Source organism: Pseudomonas sp. S3_C06, from assembly GCF_054667675.1.
In genome coordinates this window covers 2,551,145-2,568,987 of sequence record NZ_CP162747.1, presented here as the reverse complement: position 1 = coordinate 2,568,987, position 17,843 = coordinate 2,551,145, and the positions used below count along the sequence as shown (strand labels likewise).

17 protein-coding genes are annotated in these 17,843 nt (G+C 58.2%); 6 read left to right on the top strand and 11 right to left on the bottom strand.

Annotated features, from left to right (window positions below; all coding sequences use genetic code 11):
* Positions 1 to 70 precede the first annotated feature (70 nt).
* The 5 genes from AB4N44_RS11245 to AB4N44_RS11225 all read right to left on the bottom strand — a co-directional run bounded on the left by AB4N44_RS11245 (position 71) and on the right by AB4N44_RS11225 (position 6,730).
* Entirely contained in the window at positions 71 to 997 is a 927-nt protein-coding gene (locus AB4N44_RS11245) for a glutamate/aspartate ABC transporter substrate-binding protein (RefSeq protein ID WP_095048295.1), read from the bottom strand.
* A gap of 521 nt (positions 998 to 1,518) precedes the next feature.
* Entirely contained in the window at positions 1,519 to 3,057 is a 1,539-nt protein-coding gene (glpD, locus tag AB4N44_RS11240) for a glycerol-3-phosphate dehydrogenase (RefSeq protein ID WP_150750411.1), read from the bottom strand.
* A 247-nt stretch (positions 3,058 to 3,304) separates the two neighbouring features.
* Positions 3,305 to 4,060 carry a DeoR/GlpR family transcriptional regulator gene (locus AB4N44_RS11235; RefSeq protein ID WP_007916700.1) on the bottom strand — a complete coding sequence of 252 codons (756 nt, stop codon included), beginning with the start codon at positions 4,058 to 4,060 and terminating at the stop codon, positions 3,305 to 3,307.
* A gap of 238 nt (positions 4,061 to 4,298) precedes the next feature.
* A complete protein-coding gene (gene glpK / locus AB4N44_RS11230) occupies positions 4,299 to 5,801 on the bottom strand; it encodes a glycerol kinase GlpK (RefSeq protein WP_038369082.1) in 1,503 nt (500 codons plus the stop codon).
* A 77-nt stretch (positions 5,802 to 5,878) separates the two neighbouring features.
* Entirely contained in the window at positions 5,879 to 6,730 is an 852-nt protein-coding gene (locus tag AB4N44_RS11225; RefSeq protein WP_150750410.1) for an MIP/aquaporin family protein, read from the bottom strand.
* Between the two features lie 362 nt (positions 6,731 to 7,092).
* Here AB4N44_RS11225 and ybaK point away from each other — a divergent pair, with 362 nt between their 5' ends.
* Together ybaK and AB4N44_RS11215 are read left to right on the top strand one after the other, a co-directional pair.
* A complete protein-coding gene (gene ybaK / locus AB4N44_RS11220; protein WP_127929603.1) occupies positions 7,093 to 7,563 on the top strand; it encodes a Cys-tRNA(Pro) deacylase in 471 nt (156 codons plus the stop codon).
* A gap of 95 nt (positions 7,564 to 7,658) precedes the next feature.
* A complete protein-coding gene (locus tag AB4N44_RS11215; protein WP_160041655.1) occupies positions 7,659 to 8,441 on the top strand; it encodes a PhzF family phenazine biosynthesis protein in 783 nt (260 codons plus the stop codon).
* A gap of 116 nt (positions 8,442 to 8,557) precedes the next feature.
* On the opposite strand, the gene AB4N44_RS11210 is transcribed toward AB4N44_RS11215, so the two are convergent.
* Positions 8,558 to 9,667, bottom strand: coding sequence for an ABC transporter ATP-binding protein (locus tag AB4N44_RS11210; protein ID WP_460108913.1), 1,110 nt, complete (start codon positions 9,665 to 9,667; stop codon positions 8,558 to 8,560).
* Positions 9,664 to 10,584: an ornithine carbamoyltransferase gene (argF, locus tag AB4N44_RS11205; RefSeq protein ID WP_127929600.1), complete on the bottom strand. Its 921-nt coding sequence runs from the start codon at positions 10,582 to 10,584 to the stop codon at positions 9,664 to 9,666. The genes AB4N44_RS11210 and argF overlap by 4 nt, the downstream gene beginning before the upstream one ends.
* Before the next feature lie 404 nt (positions 10,585 to 10,988).
* On the opposite strand from argF, the gene AB4N44_RS11200 reads away from it, so the two are divergent.
* The 3 genes from AB4N44_RS11200 to grxD all read left to right on the top strand — a co-directional run bounded on the left by AB4N44_RS11200 (position 10,989) and on the right by grxD (position 13,958).
* A complete protein-coding gene (locus AB4N44_RS11200; RefSeq protein WP_007916677.1) occupies positions 10,989 to 11,279 on the top strand; it encodes a hypothetical protein in 291 nt (96 codons plus the stop codon).
* 134 nt (positions 11,280 to 11,413) lie between these two features.
* Positions 11,414 to 13,519, top strand: coding sequence for a molybdopterin oxidoreductase family protein (locus AB4N44_RS11195; RefSeq protein WP_127929599.1), 2,106 nt, complete (start codon positions 11,414 to 11,416; stop codon positions 13,517 to 13,519).
* 97 nt (positions 13,520 to 13,616) lie between these two features.
* Complete coding sequence (grxD, locus tag AB4N44_RS11190) at positions 13,617 to 13,958, top strand: Grx4 family monothiol glutaredoxin (protein ID WP_008079424.1); 342 nt, start codon at positions 13,617 to 13,619, stop codon at positions 13,956 to 13,958.
* A gap of 184 nt (positions 13,959 to 14,142) precedes the next feature.
* Here grxD and bfr read toward each other — a convergent pair whose 3' ends face one another.
* Together bfr and AB4N44_RS11180 are read right to left on the bottom strand one after the other, a co-directional pair.
* The gene (gene bfr / locus AB4N44_RS11185; protein WP_007916671.1) at positions 14,143 to 14,616 is read right to left on the bottom strand and encodes a bacterioferritin; all 474 of its coding nucleotides are present in this window, start codon (positions 14,614 to 14,616) and stop codon (positions 14,143 to 14,145) included.
* A 201-nt stretch (positions 14,617 to 14,817) separates the two neighbouring features.
* A complete protein-coding gene (locus AB4N44_RS11180) occupies positions 14,818 to 15,036 on the bottom strand; it encodes a bacterioferritin-associated ferredoxin (protein WP_003227725.1) in 219 nt (72 codons plus the stop codon).
* 314 nt (positions 15,037 to 15,350) lie between these two features.
* Here AB4N44_RS11180 and AB4N44_RS11175 point away from each other — a divergent pair, with 314 nt between their 5' ends.
* The gene (locus AB4N44_RS11175; protein WP_003227723.1) at positions 15,351 to 15,953 is read left to right on the top strand and encodes a peroxiredoxin; all 603 of its coding nucleotides are present in this window, start codon (positions 15,351 to 15,353) and stop codon (positions 15,951 to 15,953) included.
* 78 nt (positions 15,954 to 16,031) lie between these two features.
* Here AB4N44_RS11175 and rnt read toward each other — a convergent pair whose 3' ends face one another.
* Together rnt and pyrC are read right to left on the bottom strand one after the other, a co-directional pair.
* Positions 16,032 to 16,709 (bottom strand): ribonuclease T, encoded by a 678-nt coding sequence (gene rnt, locus AB4N44_RS11170; protein ID WP_007916667.1) that lies wholly within the window; start codon positions 16,707 to 16,709, stop codon positions 16,032 to 16,034.
* On the bottom strand, positions 16,706 to 17,752 hold the full coding sequence (gene pyrC, locus AB4N44_RS11165) for a dihydroorotase (protein ID WP_093430577.1): 1,047 nt from the start codon (positions 17,750 to 17,752) through the stop codon (positions 16,706 to 16,708). Before pyrC ends, rnt begins: the two co-directional genes overlap by 4 nt.
* Positions 17,753 to 17,843: the final 91 nt, after the last annotated feature.

Below are 17,843 nucleotides of genomic sequence, written 5' to 3'. Positions count from 1 at the left end.
GTATAGCCAGCAGGTAGTAACAGACGCCTGAGGGAGGGTGGCTCCCTCAGGAGATAAGGTTAGTCAGGAATCAGATTTTTACGTCAGGCGCCGGCTTGTCGCTCGGGTTGGCGATCAGATCTTTTACCTTGTCGCTCATCGGGAAGTTCAGGTTCAGGCCTTTTGGAGGAATCGGGCTCTCGAACCACTTGCTGTAGATCTTGTTGATCTCGCCCGACTTGTACAGGCCAACGATGGCGGCATCGACAGCCTTCTTGAAGGCCGGGTCGTCTTTGCGCACCATGCACGCGTAGGCTTCGAAGGACTGTGGCGTACCGGTGATGATCCAGTCAGTCGGTTTCTTGGCCTTGGCTTCTTCGCCGGCCAGCAGGGCGTCGTCCATCATGAAGGCTACGGCGCGGCCGCTTTCCAGCATGTTGAAGGATTCGCCGTGGTCTTTGGCGGAGATGATGTTCATGCCCATCTGCTTGTCGGCGTTCATCGCTTTGATGATGCGCTCGGACGTGGTGCCGGCGGTGGTCACGACGTTTTTGCCTTTCAGGTCGGCAAAGTCAGCGTAGGACGGCTTGCCATCCTTGTCTTTCTTGACCAGCAGACGGGTGCCGATTTCGAAGATGTTGACGGTGAAGTCGACTTGCTGGGCGCGTTCGGCGTTGTTGGTGGTCGAGCCGCACTCGATATCCGCGGTGCCGTTCTGGATCAGCGGGATACGGGTTTGCGAGGTGACCAGGTTGTACTTGACCTGCAGATCGGGCTTGTTCAGGTCTTTTTTCAGGGCTTCAACGATAGCCACCTGAATGTCGTGGGAGTAGCCCACTGGTTTGCCGGAAGCGTCTGCAATGTAGGAAAACGGAATAGAGCTGTCGCGGTGAGCGAGCGTGATGGTGCCCGAATCGTTGATTTTCTTCAGGGTGCCGGTGAGTTCGGCGGCGAAAACTGGCGTGCTGATCAGAGCGGCCGCAATGGCTGCGCCCAGGATATGGGGAACGATGCGCATCAAATTTTCCTCGAATTGTTTTTTTTATGGAGCCAGTTCGTCGGCCCTTTTGTGCTTCGAATGCCTGACGGCTCCTGAAGTGCTGGCGCAACAGGCATTCGTCGAGAGAGTGTAGAGCATGAGTCGTGCCAGACCAGTTGCTGTGGCTTAACTTGTTGATTTAGAAGATTATTAAACTTTTGTGATGGTGGTTTTTGGCGTATCTGATCCGGTTTACCGAATTGACCGTCAGGTCGCGTTCGGAAATCCGAACGGCGAAAAGCCCCTCACCCTAGCCCTCTCCCAGAGGGAGAGGGGACCGATCGCGTTGTTTGGGCAAGTTACGCCGACTTGGAATACCGAGTCGAACTCAGGATTTACAGAGCACCTCGATCGGCTCCCTTTCCCCTCTCCCCCTTGGGGGAGAGGGCTGGGGTGAGGGGGGAAAGATCTAACTGACCCAATCAAGTTCAACAAAGTCCACATAACAAAAAGCCCCTGAATCTCTCAATTCAGGGGCTTTCGTTTAAGCGATGTTCACATCACGCCGCTTCGATCTTGCTACGGTTCTGTTCGACCTTACCCAAATACGCCGCAAGCTTCTCTTGCTCTACCGGGGTAGTGAACAGCCCCAGCTTGCTACGACGCCACAGAATGTCATGCGCTGTGGTTGCCCACTCTTCGCTGCACAGGTAATCGACTTCACGGGTGTAGAGCCCGCCACCAATGTGTTCGCCCATGTCGGCGAGGCTTTCCACGCCTTCGAGCATGCGCCACGTGCGGCTGCCGTAAGTGGTGGACCAGCGACGAGCGATCTCGGTCGGCACGAAGTCGAACTTGTCGCGGATCAGCGCGCTCAAGGCTTGCGGGGTGGTCATGTCTTCGCCGCCGGGCAGGGTGGCGGTGGCCGTCCAGCTCGGGCGCATCTGGGTGAAGAATGGCAGCAACTGCGCCATCGCCGATTCAGCGAGTTTGCGGTAGGTGGTCAGCTTGCCGCCGAACACCGACAACAGTGGTGCTTCTTCAGTGTTGCCCGACAAGGCCAGGGTGTAATCACGGGTGACGGCCGACGGGTTGTCGGATTCGTCGTTGCACAGTGGGCGTACGCCCGAGTAACTGTGCTGGATGTCGTCACGGCTGATCTGCTGCTTGAAGTGGGCGTTGACCACTTTCAACAGGTAATCGGTTTCGCCATCGGTGATGGCCACTTTCGCCGGATCACCGGTGTACTCGCGGTCGGTGGTGCCGATCAGGGTGAAGTGGTTGAGGTACGGAATGGTGAACACGATGCGCTGATCTTCGTTTTGCAGAATGTGCGCGTGATCACCTTCGTACAGTTTCGGCACGATGATGTGGCTGCCCTGAATCAGACGGATGCCGTACGGCGATTCCATCTTCAGGTCGTCACGGATGAACTTGGCAACCCATGGGCCAGCGGCGTTCACCAGTGCTTTGGCGGTGATCGAAAACAGGCTGCCGTCGGCACGTTCCAGGTTCAGGTGCCACAGGCCTTTGGCGCGACGGGCGCTGACGCAACGGGTCTGAGTGTGCACGTGGGCGCCTTTTTCGCGGGCGGCCATGGCGTTGAGTACCACGAGGCGGGCGTCGTCGACCCAGCAGTCGGAGTATTCGAAGCCTTTCTTGATTTCGCTTTTCAGTGCGCTGTCGGCACCAAACTTGAGGCTTTTCGAACCTGGCAGTTTTTCGCGCTTGCCGAGGTTGTCATAGAGGAACAGGCCAGCCCGGATCATCCACGCCGGGCGCAGGTGCGGACGGTGTGGCAGCACGAAGCGCATCGGTTTGACGATGTGCGGCGCCTTGGCCAGCAGCACTTCGCGCTCGGCCAGCGCTTCACGCACCAGACGGAATTCGTAATGTTCGAGGTAGCGCAGACCACCGTGGATCAGCTTGCTGCTGGCCGACGAAGTGTGGCTGGCCAGATCGTCCTTTTCGCAAAGGAACACCGAAAGCCCGCGACCGGCGGCATCCGCTGCGATCCCCACGCCATTGATCCCGCCGCCGATAACGGCGATGTCATAGATCTCGGAGATTGGGGGCGTACGCAAGGTAGAGGTGGACATCGGCTGGCCTCGGGTTCTTTTGATTTTCTATATTGGAAATCGAACATGAATGTTCATTTGCGAAAATGGTAGCCCATAAAGACGCGCGCAGCCAGTCACGTTCGATTGAAAAAACTCATCGAAGGGCGGTTAAAAGAAAATTTTCGAACATTAAAAGCAAAAGATCGCAGCCTTCGGCAGCTCCTACAGGTCAAGTGAACCCATGTAGGAGCTGCCGAAGGCTGCGATCTTTTGATCTTGAGGGTTTTTAAACGACTTCCAGGCGAATCTTGTGCTGGCTCAACAACTGCGCCAGCGCCGGCACCGGTTGCTGATCGGTCACCAGGCAATCAATCAGACTGATCGGCCCCAGCCGGATCATCGCGTTACGCCCGAACTTGCTCGAGTCCGCTGCCAGAATCACCTGTCGCGCATTGGCGATGATCGCCTGGGAAACCCGCACTTCCTGATAATCAAAATCCAGCAGGCTGCCGTCTTCATCAATACCGCTAATCCCGACCAGCGCAAAGTCAACCTTGAACTGATTGATGAAGTCCACACTCGCCTGACCGACAACACCGCCGTCACGACGCACATTGCCGCCAGTCAGCAACACATCGAAATCATCCTTGGCACTGAGCATCGACGCGACGTGCAGGTTGTTGGTGATGATTTTCAGGTGATTATGATTGAGCAGGGCGCGGGCAATCGACTCGGTGGTCGTGCCGATATTGATGAACAGCGAAGCGTGATCGGGAATCTGTGCGGCGATGGCTTCACCGATGCGTTGTTTTTCATCGCGCATCTGGTCGGCGCGCATCGCATAGGCGGTGTTTTCGACACTGGAATCATAGGCGGCACCACCATGGTAGCGACGCAGCAGATTGGCTTCCGCGAGCTGGTTGATGTCGCGGCGGATGGTTTGCGGGGTAACAACGAACAGCGTGGCCATTTCCTCGATGCTCACATAGCCGCGTTCGCGGACCAGCTCGAGGATTTGCTGCTGACGGGGAGGCAGATTCATGGGGCTTCCTTTGGGCTGCCGTGCAAAATTTGCCCATGATGACGCAGGAATCCGCTCCCTACCAGTTTCCAAACAACGTGAAAGCTACTGCGCTCGGCCATCCTGCGTTAAAAACAGGCTCGGACTGCTCATTTACAAACCCGTAAACTCCGCGTCCTCGCCTGTTTTTGCCTTGGCTTGCCTTCGCTCGCTACGCTTTCACGCTGTTTGGACCGCTTTAACCAGTCCTAAGGTTGGCTTATTCAGCGTCTTCACGCGCCCAGTCACGGGTGCGGCTGACGGCTTTTTTCCAGCCTTTGTACAGCTTCTCTTTCTCGACTTCGTCCAGGCTCGGTTCGAACTCGCGCTCGATCACCGCTTTACCGCGCAGTTCGTCCAGGCTGCCCCAGAAACCGCACGCCAGACCGGCCAGATACGCCGCGCCGAGTGCGGTGGTTTCGCGCATTTGCGGACGCTCGACCTGCGTGCCAAGGATGTCGGCCTGGAACTGCATGAGGAAGTTGTTCGCTACCGCACCGCCGTCCACACGCAGGGCCTTGAGGCGTTCGCCGGAGTCCTGTTGCATGGCGTCGAGCACGTCGCGGGTCTGGTAGGCGATCGATTCCAGTGCGGCGCGGATGATGTGATCGACGCGAACACCGCGCGTCAGGCCGAACAGCGCGCCACGGGCATACGGGTCCCAGTACGGAGCGCCCAGACCGGTAAACGCCGGCACCAGGTACACACCGTTGCTGTCCTTCACTTTATTGGCGAAGTATTCGGTGTCGTGGGCGTCGTTGATGATTTTCAGTTCGTCACGCAGCCACTGCACGGTGGAACCGCCGTTGAACACTGCGCCTTCCAGCGCGTAAGCGACTTCGCCACGCGGGCCGCAAGCAATGGTGGTGAGCATGCCGTGCTGGGATTTCACTGCTTTGTCGCCGGTGTTCATCAGCAGGAAGCAGCCAGTGCCGTAGGTATTTTTCGCCTGACCTGGCTCCACGCACATCTGGCCGAACAGTGCGGCTTGCTGGTCGCCGGCGATACCGCCGATGGCGATGCCGCTCTTGGTGCGACCGTAGATTTCCGAAGAAGCCTTCACTTCCGGGAGCATTTCGCGCGGAATGTCGAGGATCTCCAGCATCTTCGAATCCCACTCCAGCGAGTGAATGTTGAAGAGCATGGTGCGCGAGGCGTTGGTGTAGTCGGTGACGTGGACCTTGCCGCCAGTGAATTTCCAGATCAGCCAGCTATCGACGGTGCCGAACAGCAGTTCGCCGTTGCGTGCACGCTCGCGGCTGCCTTCGACGTTGTCGAGGATCCACTTCAGTTTGGTGCCGGAGAAGTATGGGTCGGTAACCAGGCCGGTGTTGTCGCGGATGTACTCTTCGTGGCCATCGCGCTTGAGCTGCTGGCAGATCTCGGTGCTGCGGCGGCACTGCCAGACGATGGCGTTGTACACCGGGCGGCCGGTGGTCTTGTCCCAGACTACGGTGGTTTCGCGCTGGTTGGTGATACCGATGGCGGCGACCTGATCGTGATGCAGACCGGCCTGAGCCAGCGCTTCAACCATCACCGCGCTCTGGGTGGCGAAGATTTCCATCGGGTCATGTTCGACCCAACCGGCCTGTGGGTAATGCTGAGCGAATTCGCGCTGCGCGGTGCAGACCACGTTCGCATCGCGGTCGAAAATGATCGCGCGGGAGCTGGTCGTACCCTGATCGAGGGCAATGATGTAGTTCTTATTCTGAATGTCGGTCATGTCGATTGCCTTGGACGAAATAAGGGAGAGTGGGCCGTGGCGCAGGCTCTATAGGGCAGGAGCCGGCGCCGACTGTTTCAAGAAGTTCTTGGTTTGCCGTCAATGGCCGGTTCTGCATCCTTTGTAGCAGGTGTGGCGCCGGTCAGGTGACGGGCGATGAGCCCGCGATACCCGGCAGCGCCGAGGCAGGCACCGACAATCGGTGCAAAAATCGGAATCAGGAAGTACGGAATATCGCGACCGCCAGTGAAGGAAATTTCACCCCAGCCGGTGAAGAAAGTCATCAGCTTTGGACCGAAATCGCGTGCCGGGTTCATCGCGAAACCGGTCAGCGGGCCCATCGAGCTACCGATCACCGCGATCAGCAAGCCGATCAGCAGCGGTGCCAATGGGCCTTTCGGCAGACCGTTGTTGTCGTCGGTCAGCGACATGATCACGCCCATCAGAATCGCGGTGATGATCATCTCGACCAGGAACGCCTGAGCAGTCGACAGAACGGGATTCGGGAAGGTCGAAAACACCGAGGCCAACTCAAGGCTGGCGGCCGAGCCACGGACCATTTGATGAGTTTGTTCGTAATCGAAGAACAGGTTGCTGTACAGCGTGTAAACCAACAGCGCGCCGCAGAAGGCGCCAGCGATCTGCGACAGAATATAGAACGGCAGTTTGCGCTTCTCGAAGTCGGCGAAGATCGCCAGGGCGATGCTCACGGCCGGGTTCAGGTGCGCGCCGGAAACCCCGGCAGTGAGGTAGATCGCCATGCTCACGCCGACGCCCCAGATGATGCTGATTTCCCACAGGCCGAAGCTGGCGCCCGCGACTTTGAGCGCGGCGACACAACCGGTGCCGAAAAAGATCAGCAGTGCAGTACCCAGAAACTCGGCCATGCATTGGCTCGATAGCGATGGTTGCTGTAAAGCAGTTGTCATTGAAAACCTCGGTTTTTGTTGTTGTCTGGCGTCTCGCCGATAGGGCAAGGCGCGATTTTCACCGGGTGGGAATCCCCATTCCGTTCCCGGTTTACTGCTGGGTGCTGCGATGACGATAATTCTTACATTATTCAGATTCGAAAAAATATAGACAAGAAACAAACCTGTCAAAGGTCGAAAGTGAACCATCGGTCACAATAAAACTATTCGTTGCGTGAATGATCCTGTGTCATCCACGCGCGATGGTGTTTGCAGAATGTCTGCAAGCCACGGGAATCGTGGCTTGGGATAGAGCCTTTTAGAGGCTGATCACCTAGAATCCGACGCAGCATTTTTCTGTCACTGCCGAGCCTGGAGCTGCCATGACCCCTGCGTTGGACTTGTTGAAAAAAGTTCGTGCCGAACATCGCGTGCACAGTTACGAACATGACCCCAAGGCCGCATCCTATGGGCTGGAGGCCGCGGAAAAACTGGCGCTGGAGCCAGCGCAGGTGTTTAAAACCTTGTTGGCGGCCAGCGAAAAAGGCGAGTTGCTGGTGGCGGTGGTGCCGGTCGTCGGAAGCCTCGACCTCAAAGGTCTGGCGCATGCCGCGGGGGTGAAAAAAGCCGAGATGGCTGACCCGGCAGCCGCACAACGCTCCACCGGTTATCTGTTGGGTGGCATCAGCCCGTTGGGGCAGAAGAAGCGCCTGCGTACCTTTATTGATGACTCGGCTCAGGGTTTTGCGACTATTTATGTCAGCGCCGGTCGGCGAGGCCTGGAGGTGGAACTGGCACCCGCCGTGCTCGCCGAACATACCCAGGCGAAATTTGCCGATATCGGCCGCACGTGACCGTTATCGCTGTATGCAGAAAATTGGCCGGTTCTGTCACTGGCGCTGATCGCCTCGTGGTTGCATGCTCTGCCGACTGACTTAGGGAGAAGGTTATGCAGCTCGAGTTTCATCAGGTCGATGCGTTCAGTGATCGGCCGTTCAGTGGCAATCCGGCGATGGTCTATCGGCTGGATGCCTGGCTCGCGGATGAGCTGATGCAGAAGATCGCCGCCGAGCACAATCTGGCGGAAACTGCGTTTCTGGTGCGTGAGGGATCGGCCTGGCATATCCGCTGGTTCACCCCGACTACTGAAGTGCCACTGTGCGGCCACGCCACGCTGGCCAGCGCTTATGTGCTGTTCGAAATTTACAAGGAAAGCGCCGGTCGTATCGACTTTACCTGTCAATCCGGCCCGCTGAGCGTCACGCGGGAAGGTGATCGGTTGTGGCTGGATTTCCCGTCGATCATGCCGTCTGAGATTGGTGTGACTGTCGACGTTGAGCGGGCGCTGGGTGTCGAAGCGGTTGATGTGCTCGGCTCCAACGAACTGTTTGTGGTACTGGAATCGGAGCAGGCCGTGCTCGATTGCAAGCCGGACATGGTGGCGTTGGCCAAGCTGCCGTGGCTGGGCGCTATCGTCACGGCGCGGGGTAATCAGCACGACTTCGTCTCGCGCTATTTTGCGCCGGCGATTGGCATCAATGAAGATCCGGTGACCGGGTCGACGCATTGCAGCCTGATCCCGTATTGGTCCAAGCGTCTGGGCAAATCGAGCCTGACCGCTTGCCAGCGCTCGGCGCGGGGCGGGGAGTTGTTTTGTCGGCTGGAAGGCGAGCGAGTGAAGATTGGCGGCAATGCGACGCTGGTTGCCAGCGGCACCTTGATCCTGGGTTAACGCAAAACCCTGTAGGAGTGAGCCTGCTCGCGATAGCGATACATCCGTCACAGATGATTTGACTGATGCACCGCTATCGCGAGCAGGCTCACTCCTACAGTGGGATCCGGTGTTGGTCAGAGGGCAGTGCTGTAGCGGCGGACGCCGTTTTCCACTGCCGGGATCTGCGCAGCGGTGCTGCCAGATGCCTGGAACAATACGAGGTGTTCAGCCGCAACCCGAATCCCCACTTCCGCACCGACATGGTGATCCGCATGACTAGGGAAAATCGATTCCAGCTGCGCCCCCGTCCGCAATTGCAGACGATACAGCGTCGACGCCCCAAGGAAGGTCTTGCCGACAATCCGCGCTTTCAACCCACTGTCCGGCGCATAAACAATGTCATCCGGACGCAGCAACACATCCACAGCCCCGCCAATCGGCCAGGTATAAGCCCGATTGCCGCGCAGCTCACCCAGTTCAGTCTGCACCGATTCCGGGCTGCCCAACTGGCCGCGAATGAAATAACCCTGACCGATGAAGCTGGCCACGTACGGCGTTGCCGGTTCGTGATACAGGTTGTACGGCGTGTCCCACTGCTCCAGTCGACCTTCCTTGAATACACCGACGTGATCGCTGACGGCGAAGGCTTCTTCCTGGTCGTGGGTCACCAGAATTGCGCTGGTGCCACGGGCCTTGAGAATGTCGCGCACCTCTTGGCTGAGCTTGCGGCGCAGTTCTCCATCAAGGTTGGAGAACGGCTCGTCGAGCAGCAGTAATTGCGGCTCCGGCGCCAAGGCACGGGCGAGGGCGACACGCTGTTGCTGGCCGCCGGACAATTCGTGCGGGAAGCGCTTGCCGAGGTTCTTCAGGTTGACCAGTTCCAGCAGTTCTTCGGTCACGCGTTCCTTGTTCGGATGCTTGCGAATGCCGAAGGCAATGTTGTCGGCAACGCTCAGGTGCGGAAACAGCGCGTAGTCCTGGAACACCATGCCGATCCGGCGTTTCTCCGGCGCCAGGGTGAAGCCGGCGCTGGAGATGGTTTCGCCACCGAGGGTGATTTCACCTTCGTGCACCGGTTCGAAACCGGCGATGGCGCGCAGGGTCGTGGTCTTGCCGCAGCCGGACGAACCGAGCAGGCAGCCGATGTCACCGGCATTAAGGTGCAGATTAAGGTTCTGCACCACACGTTGATCTTGGTAGCCGCAAGCGAGGTTGCGCAGGTTCAGCAGTAATTCATGGCTCATGCGTGGTGATATGCCGGTTCAACGAGGAACTCGAGCAGGGCCTTCTGTGCGTGGAGACGGTTTTCTGCCTGATCCCAGGCGACGGAGCGCGGGTCATCAAGCAGGTCGAGGCTGATTTCCTCGCCACGGTGCGCAGGCAAACAATGCATGAACAGCACGTCCTCGGCAGCGAGGTCGAGCAAAGCACGGTTGACCTGGAACGGGGCGAACAGCTTGAGGCGCTTGGCAGTTTCCTCTTCCTGACCCATCGAAGTCCAGACGTCGGTGCTCACCAGATGCGCGCCACGCACGGCGTCTTGCGGATCGCGAACGATGGTCACGCGATCGCCGGCCTTGGCGACGAACTCAGGGTTGGGCTCGTAGCCTTGCGGGCAAGCGATGCGCAACTGGAAGTCGAACTGCATCGCTGCTTCTATATAGCTGTTGCACATGTTGTTGCCGTCGCCGATCCAGGCCACGGTTTTGCCCTGAATCGAGCCACGGTGTTCAAGGAATGTCTGCATGTCGGCCAGCAGCTGACACGGGTGCAGATCATCGGACAGGCCGTTGATCACCGGCACGCGCGAGTTGGCCGCAAATTCGGTCAAGGTGCTGTGGGCAAAGGTACGGATCATCACCGCATCGAGCATGCTCGACATGACGATGGCGCAGTCGCCGATCGGCTCGCCACGACCCAGTTGGGTGTCACGCGGCGAGAGGAAGATCGCCTGGCCGCCGAGCTGAATCATGCCGGCCTCGAAGGAGATACGGGTACGGGTCGAGGACTTCTCGAAGATCATGCCCAGTACACGGTTTTTCAGAGGCTCAAACAGTACGCCGCGGTTACGCAGGTCCTTGAGCTCAACGCCTCGACGGATCACGCTGACCAGCTCTTCGGGCGTGCAATCCATCAGGGAGAGAAAGTGCCTTGCGCTCATCATTGACTACCTTTTTGCTACAAACCGCAGATGCTCAAAGCCTTGTTTAACGGAACAACGGGCGAGACCTGCGGCGTAAGCCGCACGGGGCGACGAAATAGGGGAAGGCGCGATATTGACACTAAATGTCGCGCTTTTCCAATAGGCTACAGTTTTTGCGGAAATCGAAGGGCGCACTGAATGTTGCAGTCGCGTATTTGAAGCCGGGTTCAGGACAGCAGCGAGTCCCTTTGTACACTGGCCTCGCGGGGCTTGGCAATGCGGCGTGGCGGGGATCGTGTCGCTTGGGTCGGTTTACGACCGTGGCGCCATGCCATCATTTGGTCGGATGCTCAGGTTGAAACATTTGCTAAAGCAAAGTGCTGGGTTATAAATAAGTTTCGAGCGACGCAGGAAGCCTCCTCATGGAATCGAAAGAAAAACTGTTAATGGAATTGCTGGGCCACACGGCTCGCTCTCTGACCCACCTCACCGCGTCGGTGACCTCAATGTCGTTCGAACTGCTGCGCAGCGAAGACGAAGTCGTCAAGAGCGCCGGCCGCCACATGATCGATCGCATGGCAACGATTAGCGCTGGGCTCGACGAACACTGGCGATTGATCGGCGAACTCACCGGCGTTCACGTCGCCCACGAGCAGATCGAAACCATCCAGGAAATCCAGCTGGCAGCACCTCCGCAGCTTCCATCGAGTTGAGCGCGGCGGTATATCGGCGCACCTGATAGGCGCCGATTCACAAGACGAACGTCGCTGGCGCTGCTTCATCACTCGGGCCATAGTTTTGTTCCCGCGGGTGTCATTACCCGCCCAGAACAAGACAGAGACTGGCCATGACCAAGACTCTCCATCACCGTGCCTGCCACCTGTGTGAGGCCATTTGCGGTCTGACCATCGAGACCACCGAAACCGATGGCAATGTCGCGATCACCTCGATCAAGGGCGATGCGCTCGACACCTTCAGTCGTGGCCACATCTGCCCCAAAGCCGTGGCGCTGCAAGATATCCAGAACGATCCGGATCGCCTGCGTCAGCCAATGCGCCGTGTGGGCAGCGAATGGCTGCCGATCGAGTGGGACGAAGCGTTTGCGCTGGTTGCCGAGAAGCTGGCGGCGATTCAGGAGCGTCATGGCCAGAACGCCGTGGCGGTCTATCAGGGCAACCCGAGCGTGCACAACTACGGGCTGATGACCCACAGCAATTATTTCCTCGGTTTGCTGAAGACGCGCAATCGCTTCTCGGCGACCTCGGTCGATCAGTTGCCGCATCACCTGAGCAGTTACCTGATGTACGGCCACGGCTTGCTGCTGCCGATTCCGGACATCGATCACACCGATTTCATGTTGATCCTCGGTGGTAATCCGCTGGCCTCCAACGGCAGCATCATGACCGTGCCGGATGTCGAAAAACGTTTAAAAGCTATTCAAGCTCGCGGTGGTAAGGTCGTGGTGGTCGATCCACGGCGAAGCGAGACGGCGGCGATGGCTGATCAGCATCTGTTCGTGCGTCCGGGAGGGGATGCCGCGTTGTTGTTTGGCGTGCTTAATACGCTGTTCAGTGAAGGCCTGACCCGCGACAGTCATTTGCCGGTCGATGGGCTCGAGGCCGTGCGCGGGGCGGTAGCGTCGTTCACCGCTGAAGCCATGAGCCCGTTGTGCGCCGTGCCTGCCGAACAGATCCGTCAACTGGCCCGCGACTTCGCTGCCGCGCCGAGTGCGGTTTGCTACGGCCGCATGGGGGTTTCAACCCAGGCCTTTGGCACGCTGTGCCACTGGGTGGTGCAGTTGATCAATCTGGTCACCGGCAATCTCGACCGGGTAGGCGGCGCGTTATGCACCGAACCCGCCGTGGACCTGGTGGCATCGACCTCGGGCGGGCATTTCAACAAATGGCAAAGCCGTGTCTCGGGTCGTCCTGAATACGGCGGAGAGTTGCCGGTCTCGGCGCTGGCCGAAGAAATGCTCACCGAAGGCGAGGGGCAGATCCGTGCGCTGATCACTGTGGCCGGCAATCCGGTGTTGTCGACGCCGAACGGGCGGCAACTGGAACAAGCGCTGGACGGCCTGGAGTTCATGGTCAGCATTGACCTCTACATCAACGAAACCACGCGTTACGCCGACTTGATCCTGCCGTCGACCTCGGCGCTGGAGAATGATCACTACGACACCACGTTTAACCTGTTCGCGGTACGTAACGTGACTCGCTTCAATCGTGCAATTCTCGCCAAGCCTGAAGGCGCGCTGCATGACTGGGAGATTTTTGTTGGCCTGGCCAAGGCCTTTGCCGAGAAGACCGGTAAAGAGCTGAAGCCGACCATGCCGCCGGCGAAGATGATCGACATGGGCTTGCGCATGGGCCTGTACGGTGACGCCTCCGAGCAGAAACTCTCGTTGGCGACGCTGTTCGATCATCCCCATGGTATTGATCTGGGCGCGTTGAAAGCGAATCTGGCCTCGCGCCTGAAAACACCGAACCAACATGTGCAGGCTGCGCCGCCAGAGATTCTCGCTGACCTCGTACGCTTCGCCGCGTTGCAGGCGCCCGCTGCAGATGAACTGTTGATGATTGGTCGTCGCCACGTACGCAGCAACAATTCGTGGATGCACAACTATCACCGTCTGGTGAAGGGCAAGCCGCGTCATCAGTTGCTGATGCACCCGGACGATCTTGCCAGCCGCGGGCTCAACGATGGTCAATGGGTGCGCGTCAGTTCGCGGGTCGGGCAAATCGAAGTCGAAGTGCTCGGCAGCCTCGACATGATGAGAGGTGTGGTCAGCCTGCCACATGGCTGGGGTCATGCACGGCCAGGCGTGCAGATGGCGATTGCCAGTAGTCAGCCTGGCTCGAGCGCAAACGACCTGACTGATGAATGTCAGCTCGACGAGTTGTCCGGCAATGCAGCGTTGAATGGCGTGCCGGTGACGGTGGCTGCGGCTTGAGCATGACTGTCGGGGAGACCGAGCATGGCGCTCGGGATTCCGTTACAATGCGTCACCGTGCCGACCCATGAGTCGGAAAGTTCAGCCGAGGTGCTCCATGGATATCATCGAAACGATTAAAGAGCAGATTGCCAACAACACCATTCTGCTTTACATGAAAGGCTCGCCGAATGCCCCGCAGTGCGGCTTCTCTGCGAAAGCTGCACAGGCTGTGATGGCGTGTGGCGAAAAGTTTGCGTACGTGGACATCCTGCAGAACCCGGAAATCCGCGCCAACCTGCCTAAATACGCCAACTGGCCGACTTTCCCGCAACTGTGGGTCGGCGGTGAGCTGGTCGGCGGTAGCGACATCATGACCGAGATGGCTGCAGACGGTTCGCTGCAAAGCACCATCAAGTCGGCTGTTGAAGCGGCAGCGGCGAACAAGTCCGAAGCCTGATTGACCAGGTTTCATGCGACAGCTGCTGGTGTAGGAGCTGTCGAGTGAAACGAGGCTGCGATCTTTTGATCTCCAGCCAATAAAAAGCCCCGCCACTCGAAAGAGGGCGGGGCTTTTTAGTGCGTTCGAAACGTTACTGCAAGTTGCCGGTGCAATCTGAAAAGATCGCAGCCTTCGGCAGCTCTTACTCTTCGCCCATCTGCGATTGCAGATAGTTCTCAAGACCGACTTTATCGATCAGGCCCAGTTGGGTTTCCAGCCAGTCGATATGTTCTTCTTCGGATTCGAGAATGTCTTCAAGCAGTTCACGGCTACCGAAGTCACCGACGGTCTCGCAATGCGCGATCGCGGTCTTCAGGTCAGCGTGGCCGGTCTTCTCGATACGCAGGTCGCACTCCAGCATTTCCTTGGTGTGCTCGCCGATGTGCAGCTTGCCCAGATCCTGCACGTTCGGCAGGCCTTCGAGGAACAGGATGCGCTTGATCAGCTTGTCCGCGTGTTTCATCTCGTCGATGGATTCTTTGTATTCGTGCTTGCCGAGCTTGTTCAGGCCCCAATCTTCATACATGCGTGCATGCAGGAAGTACTGATTGATCGCGACCAGCTCATTGGCAAGGATCTTGTTGAGATGCTGGATGACTGTAATGTCGCCTTTCATGATCGGAGTCCTGCCCTGTAATAGCTGTATATAAGGCGGAGTTTGAGCTTCGTACTTATAAGTGTCAAACCTAAGTTATTGAATAATATATGAAAATTAATCGGAATAAGAATGTTTGTGTTCCGCGTCTGGAGCCTAAGCAATTGATTTACAGGCATAAAAAAACCGGACATAAGTCCGGTTCTTTGAAATGGGGTGTTATTACGCAGCAGTAAATTCTACCGGATAGGGGATCGCGGCCTGAGCGGTTTGCAGCTTGGTCAGGGTTTCGCGTACGACTTCCTTGGCAAGGCAGGCACATTTGCCGCATTGGCTGGCGACGCCGGTGGCCTGGCGAACTTCTTTATAGCTGCAGCAACCTTCATAGATCGCTTCGCGGATCTGTCCGTCGGTGACGCCAGTGCAGAGACAAACATACATAAGTGAGAACCGTCGCTGGTTGTGACTCAATTGCGATGGATCTTAATGTTAACGAGAATGATTGTCAAAGTGCTTTCGGAAGGCTTTAGCCGATTGAGCGCGGTGACTGACGAACGGTGATTACTGGCGATTTGCCTGGCCCCGTAAATGCAGCGCCGTTCTGCGCCTGCTTTAAAAAACCGTTAAGGACAGGCCAAATTCGCAGTGTATGATGGTCGGCCCTTGCGAAGGGGGTTCGTGTCACAGGGCTGTCGCCTGAGGGTGGCAGGCTGGCGCGAACCCTGAACTTCAAGTTTTTACACCAGGAGATATCAATGAGCGTACTCGTAGGCAAACAAGCCCCTGACTTCACCGTCCCGGCCGTACTCGGCAATGGCGAGATCGTTGACAGCTTCACCCTGTCCTCGGCCATCAAAGGCAAATACGGCCTGGTGTTCTTCTACCCACTGGACTTCACCTTCGTCTGCCCTTCCGAGCTGATCGCTCTGGACAACCGCATGGCTGACTTCAAGGCACGCAACGTTGAAGTGATCGCTGTGTCGATCGACTCGCACTTCACTCACAACGCATGGCGCAACACTCCAGTGAACAATGGCGGTATCGGCCAGGTGAAATACACCATGGCTGCCGACATGAAGCACGACATCGCCAAGGCTTACGACGTTGAATCCGAAGGCGGCGTGGCTTTCCGTGGCGCGTTCCTGATCGACGACAAAGGCGTTGTCCGCTCGCAGATCATCAACGACCTGCCGCTGGGCCGTAACATGGAAGAGCTGATCCGTCTGGTCGACGCTCTGCAATTCCACGAAGAGCACGGTGAAGTCTGCCCTGCCAACTGGAAAAAAGGCGACAAAGGCATGAACGCTTCGCCAGAAGGCGTTGCTGCCTACCTGACCGAGAACGCTGCTGCCCTGTAAGGCGCAACGTCGAGGTACAAAAAAACCGGCCCCTGTGGCCGGTTTTTTCATGTGCGGGATTTACCCGACGACCAACAATCAGTCGTCGAAGTCTTCCCAGCCGCCCATCTGTTTCCAGCGGTTGACGATGCCGCAGAACAGCTCAGCGGTTTTCTCGGTGTCGTAACGCGCCGAGTGCGCTTCACGACCGTCGAAATCGATGTCGGCGGCCTGGCAGGCTTTCGCCAGTACGGTTTGACCGTATGCCAGACCGGCCAGTGTCGCGGTATCGAAGCTGGAGAACGGGTGGAACGGGTTGCGCTTCATGTCCAGACGCGCAACGGCGGCGTTGAGGAAGCCAAGATCGAAGCTGCTGTTGTGGCCAACCAGAATCGCGCGTTTGCAGCCATTGGCCTTCAACGCTTTGCGAATGCCACGGAAGATGTCGGTCAGTGCGGTTTCTTCGCTGACGGCCATGCGCAGCGGGTGATCGAGCTTGATCCCGGTGAACTCCAGCGCTGCCGCTTCAATGTTGGCGCCTTCGAACGGCTCAACGCGGAAGAAGTAGGTGTGATCCGGGTAAACGAAACCCTTTTCATCCATGGCGATGGTGGTCGCGGCAATCTCCAGCAACGCATCGGTGGCCGAGTTGAAGCCACCGGTTTCTACGTCGACGACTACCGGCAGGTAGCCGCGAAAGCGTGCTGCCATTGGGTGACGGGAACCGCCACCACCACTTTGACCGTCCAGTTCGTCGTCGAAATGGTCTTCACTCACGCGTGTTCCTCCAGCAGGCGCCAGCGCAGTTTTTCACCGGCGCGCAGCGGGATAACGGTCAGCTCGCCAAACGGCAGGCTGGTCGGGGCGGTCCATTCTTCACGAACCAGGGTGATGCGATCGGTGTTCGCCGGCAGGCCGTAGAAACGCGGGCCGTTGAGGCTGGCGAAGGCTTCGAGCTTGTCCAGCGCGTTACGCTGTTCGAAGGCTTCGGCGTACATCTCGATGGCGGCGTACGCGGTGTAGCAGCCGGCGCAACCGCAAGCGGCTTCCTTGGCGTGCTGGGCGTGCGGCGCCGAATCGGTGCCGAGGAAGAACTTCGCGCTGCCACTGGTGGCGGCGTCGAGCAGGGCTTCCTGGTGCGTATTGCGCTTGAGGATCGGCAGGCAATAGAAGTGCGGCCGAATCCCGCCGACCAGCATGTGGTTGCGGTTGTAGAGCAGGTGATGCGCGGTGATGGTCGCGCCAACGTTGGCCGAAGCCTCGTTGACGAACTGCACGGCGTCGCCGGTGGTGATGTGTTCAAACACCACTTTCAGCGTCGGAAAACGCTCGACCACGCGGCGCATGTGCTCATCGATAAAGATCTTTTCGCGGTCGAACACGTCGACGTCGCCACGGGTAACTTCACCGTGGATCAACAGCGGCATGCCGACTTCGGCCATGGCTTCCAGCGCCGGAAAAATCTTGTCGATGCTGGTTACCCCGGAATCGGAGTTGGTGGTCGCGCCAGCCGGGTACAGCTTGGCGGCGTGCACAAAACCGCTGGCCTTGGCCTCACGGATTTCTTCGGGCTGGGTGCGGTCGGTGAGGTACAGCACCATCAGCGGCTCGAAGCGACTGCCGGCCGGGCGGGCAGCGAGAATCCGCTGGCGATAGCCGTCGGCTTCAGCGGCGTTGCGCACCGGAGGTACCAGGTTGGGCATGATGATGGCGCGGCCAAAGGTGCGCGCAACATCGGCAACGGTATTGGTCAACACGGCACCATCGCGAAGATGAATGTGCCAGTCGTCGGGACGCAGCAGGGTCAGGCGGTCGGACATGAGGGGATTCCAGGCGGGTCAAACTGAGGCGAATGCTACCGGAAAAGACTCTTGCAGGCACTCGCTATCAAGTTTTGCCGGAACCTTCCGA

Excerpts from the sequence above, each read along its gene's own strand:
- grxD (WP_008079424.1), top strand. The coding sequence starts at position 13,617 with ATGGATATCATCGAAACGATTAAAGAGCAGATTGCCAACAACACCATT.
- AB4N44_RS11175 (WP_003227723.1), top strand. The coding sequence starts at position 15,351 with ATGAGCGTACTCGTAGGCAAACAAGCCCCTGACTTCACCGTCCCGGCC.
- AB4N44_RS11180 (WP_003227725.1), bottom strand. The coding sequence starts at position 15,036 with ATGTATGTTTGTCTCTGCACTGGCGTCACCGACGGACAGATCCGCGAA.
- bfr (WP_007916671.1), bottom strand. The coding sequence starts at position 14,616 with ATGAAAGGCGACATTACAGTCATCCAGCATCTCAACAAGATCCTTGCC.
- AB4N44_RS11235 (WP_007916700.1), bottom strand. The coding sequence starts at position 4,060 with ATGAATCTGCCTCCCCGTCAGCAGCAAATCCTCGAGCTGGTCCGCGAA.
- AB4N44_RS11225 (WP_150750410.1), bottom strand. The coding sequence starts at position 6,730 with ATGACAACTGCTTTACAGCAACCATCGCTATCGAGCCAATGCATGGCC.
- glpK (WP_038369082.1), bottom strand. The coding sequence starts at position 5,801 with ATGACCGACATTCAGAATAAGAACTACATCATTGCCCTCGATCAGGGT.
- AB4N44_RS11215 (WP_160041655.1), top strand. The coding sequence starts at position 7,659 with ATGCAGCTCGAGTTTCATCAGGTCGATGCGTTCAGTGATCGGCCGTTC.
- AB4N44_RS11195 (WP_127929599.1), top strand. The coding sequence starts at position 11,414 with ATGACCAAGACTCTCCATCACCGTGCCTGCCACCTGTGTGAGGCCATT.
- argF (WP_127929600.1), bottom strand. The coding sequence starts at position 10,584 with ATGAGCGCAAGGCACTTTCTCTCCCTGATGGATTGCACGCCCGAAGAG.
- AB4N44_RS11200 (WP_007916677.1), top strand. The coding sequence starts at position 10,989 with ATGGAATCGAAAGAAAAACTGTTAATGGAATTGCTGGGCCACACGGCT.
- ybaK (WP_127929603.1), top strand. The coding sequence starts at position 7,093 with ATGACCCCTGCGTTGGACTTGTTGAAAAAAGTTCGTGCCGAACATCGC.
- AB4N44_RS11210 (WP_460108913.1), bottom strand. The coding sequence starts at position 9,667 with ATGAGCCATGAATTACTGCTGAACCTGCGCAACCTCGCTTGCGGCTAC.
- AB4N44_RS11245 (WP_095048295.1), bottom strand. The coding sequence starts at position 997 with ATGCGCATCGTTCCCCATATCCTGGGCGCAGCCATTGCGGCCGCTCTG.
- pyrC (WP_093430577.1), bottom strand. The coding sequence starts at position 17,752 with ATGTCCGACCGCCTGACCCTGCTGCGTCCCGACGACTGGCACATTCAT.
- glpD (WP_150750411.1), bottom strand. The coding sequence starts at position 3,057 with ATGTCCACCTCTACCTTGCGTACGCCCCCAATCTCCGAGATCTATGAC.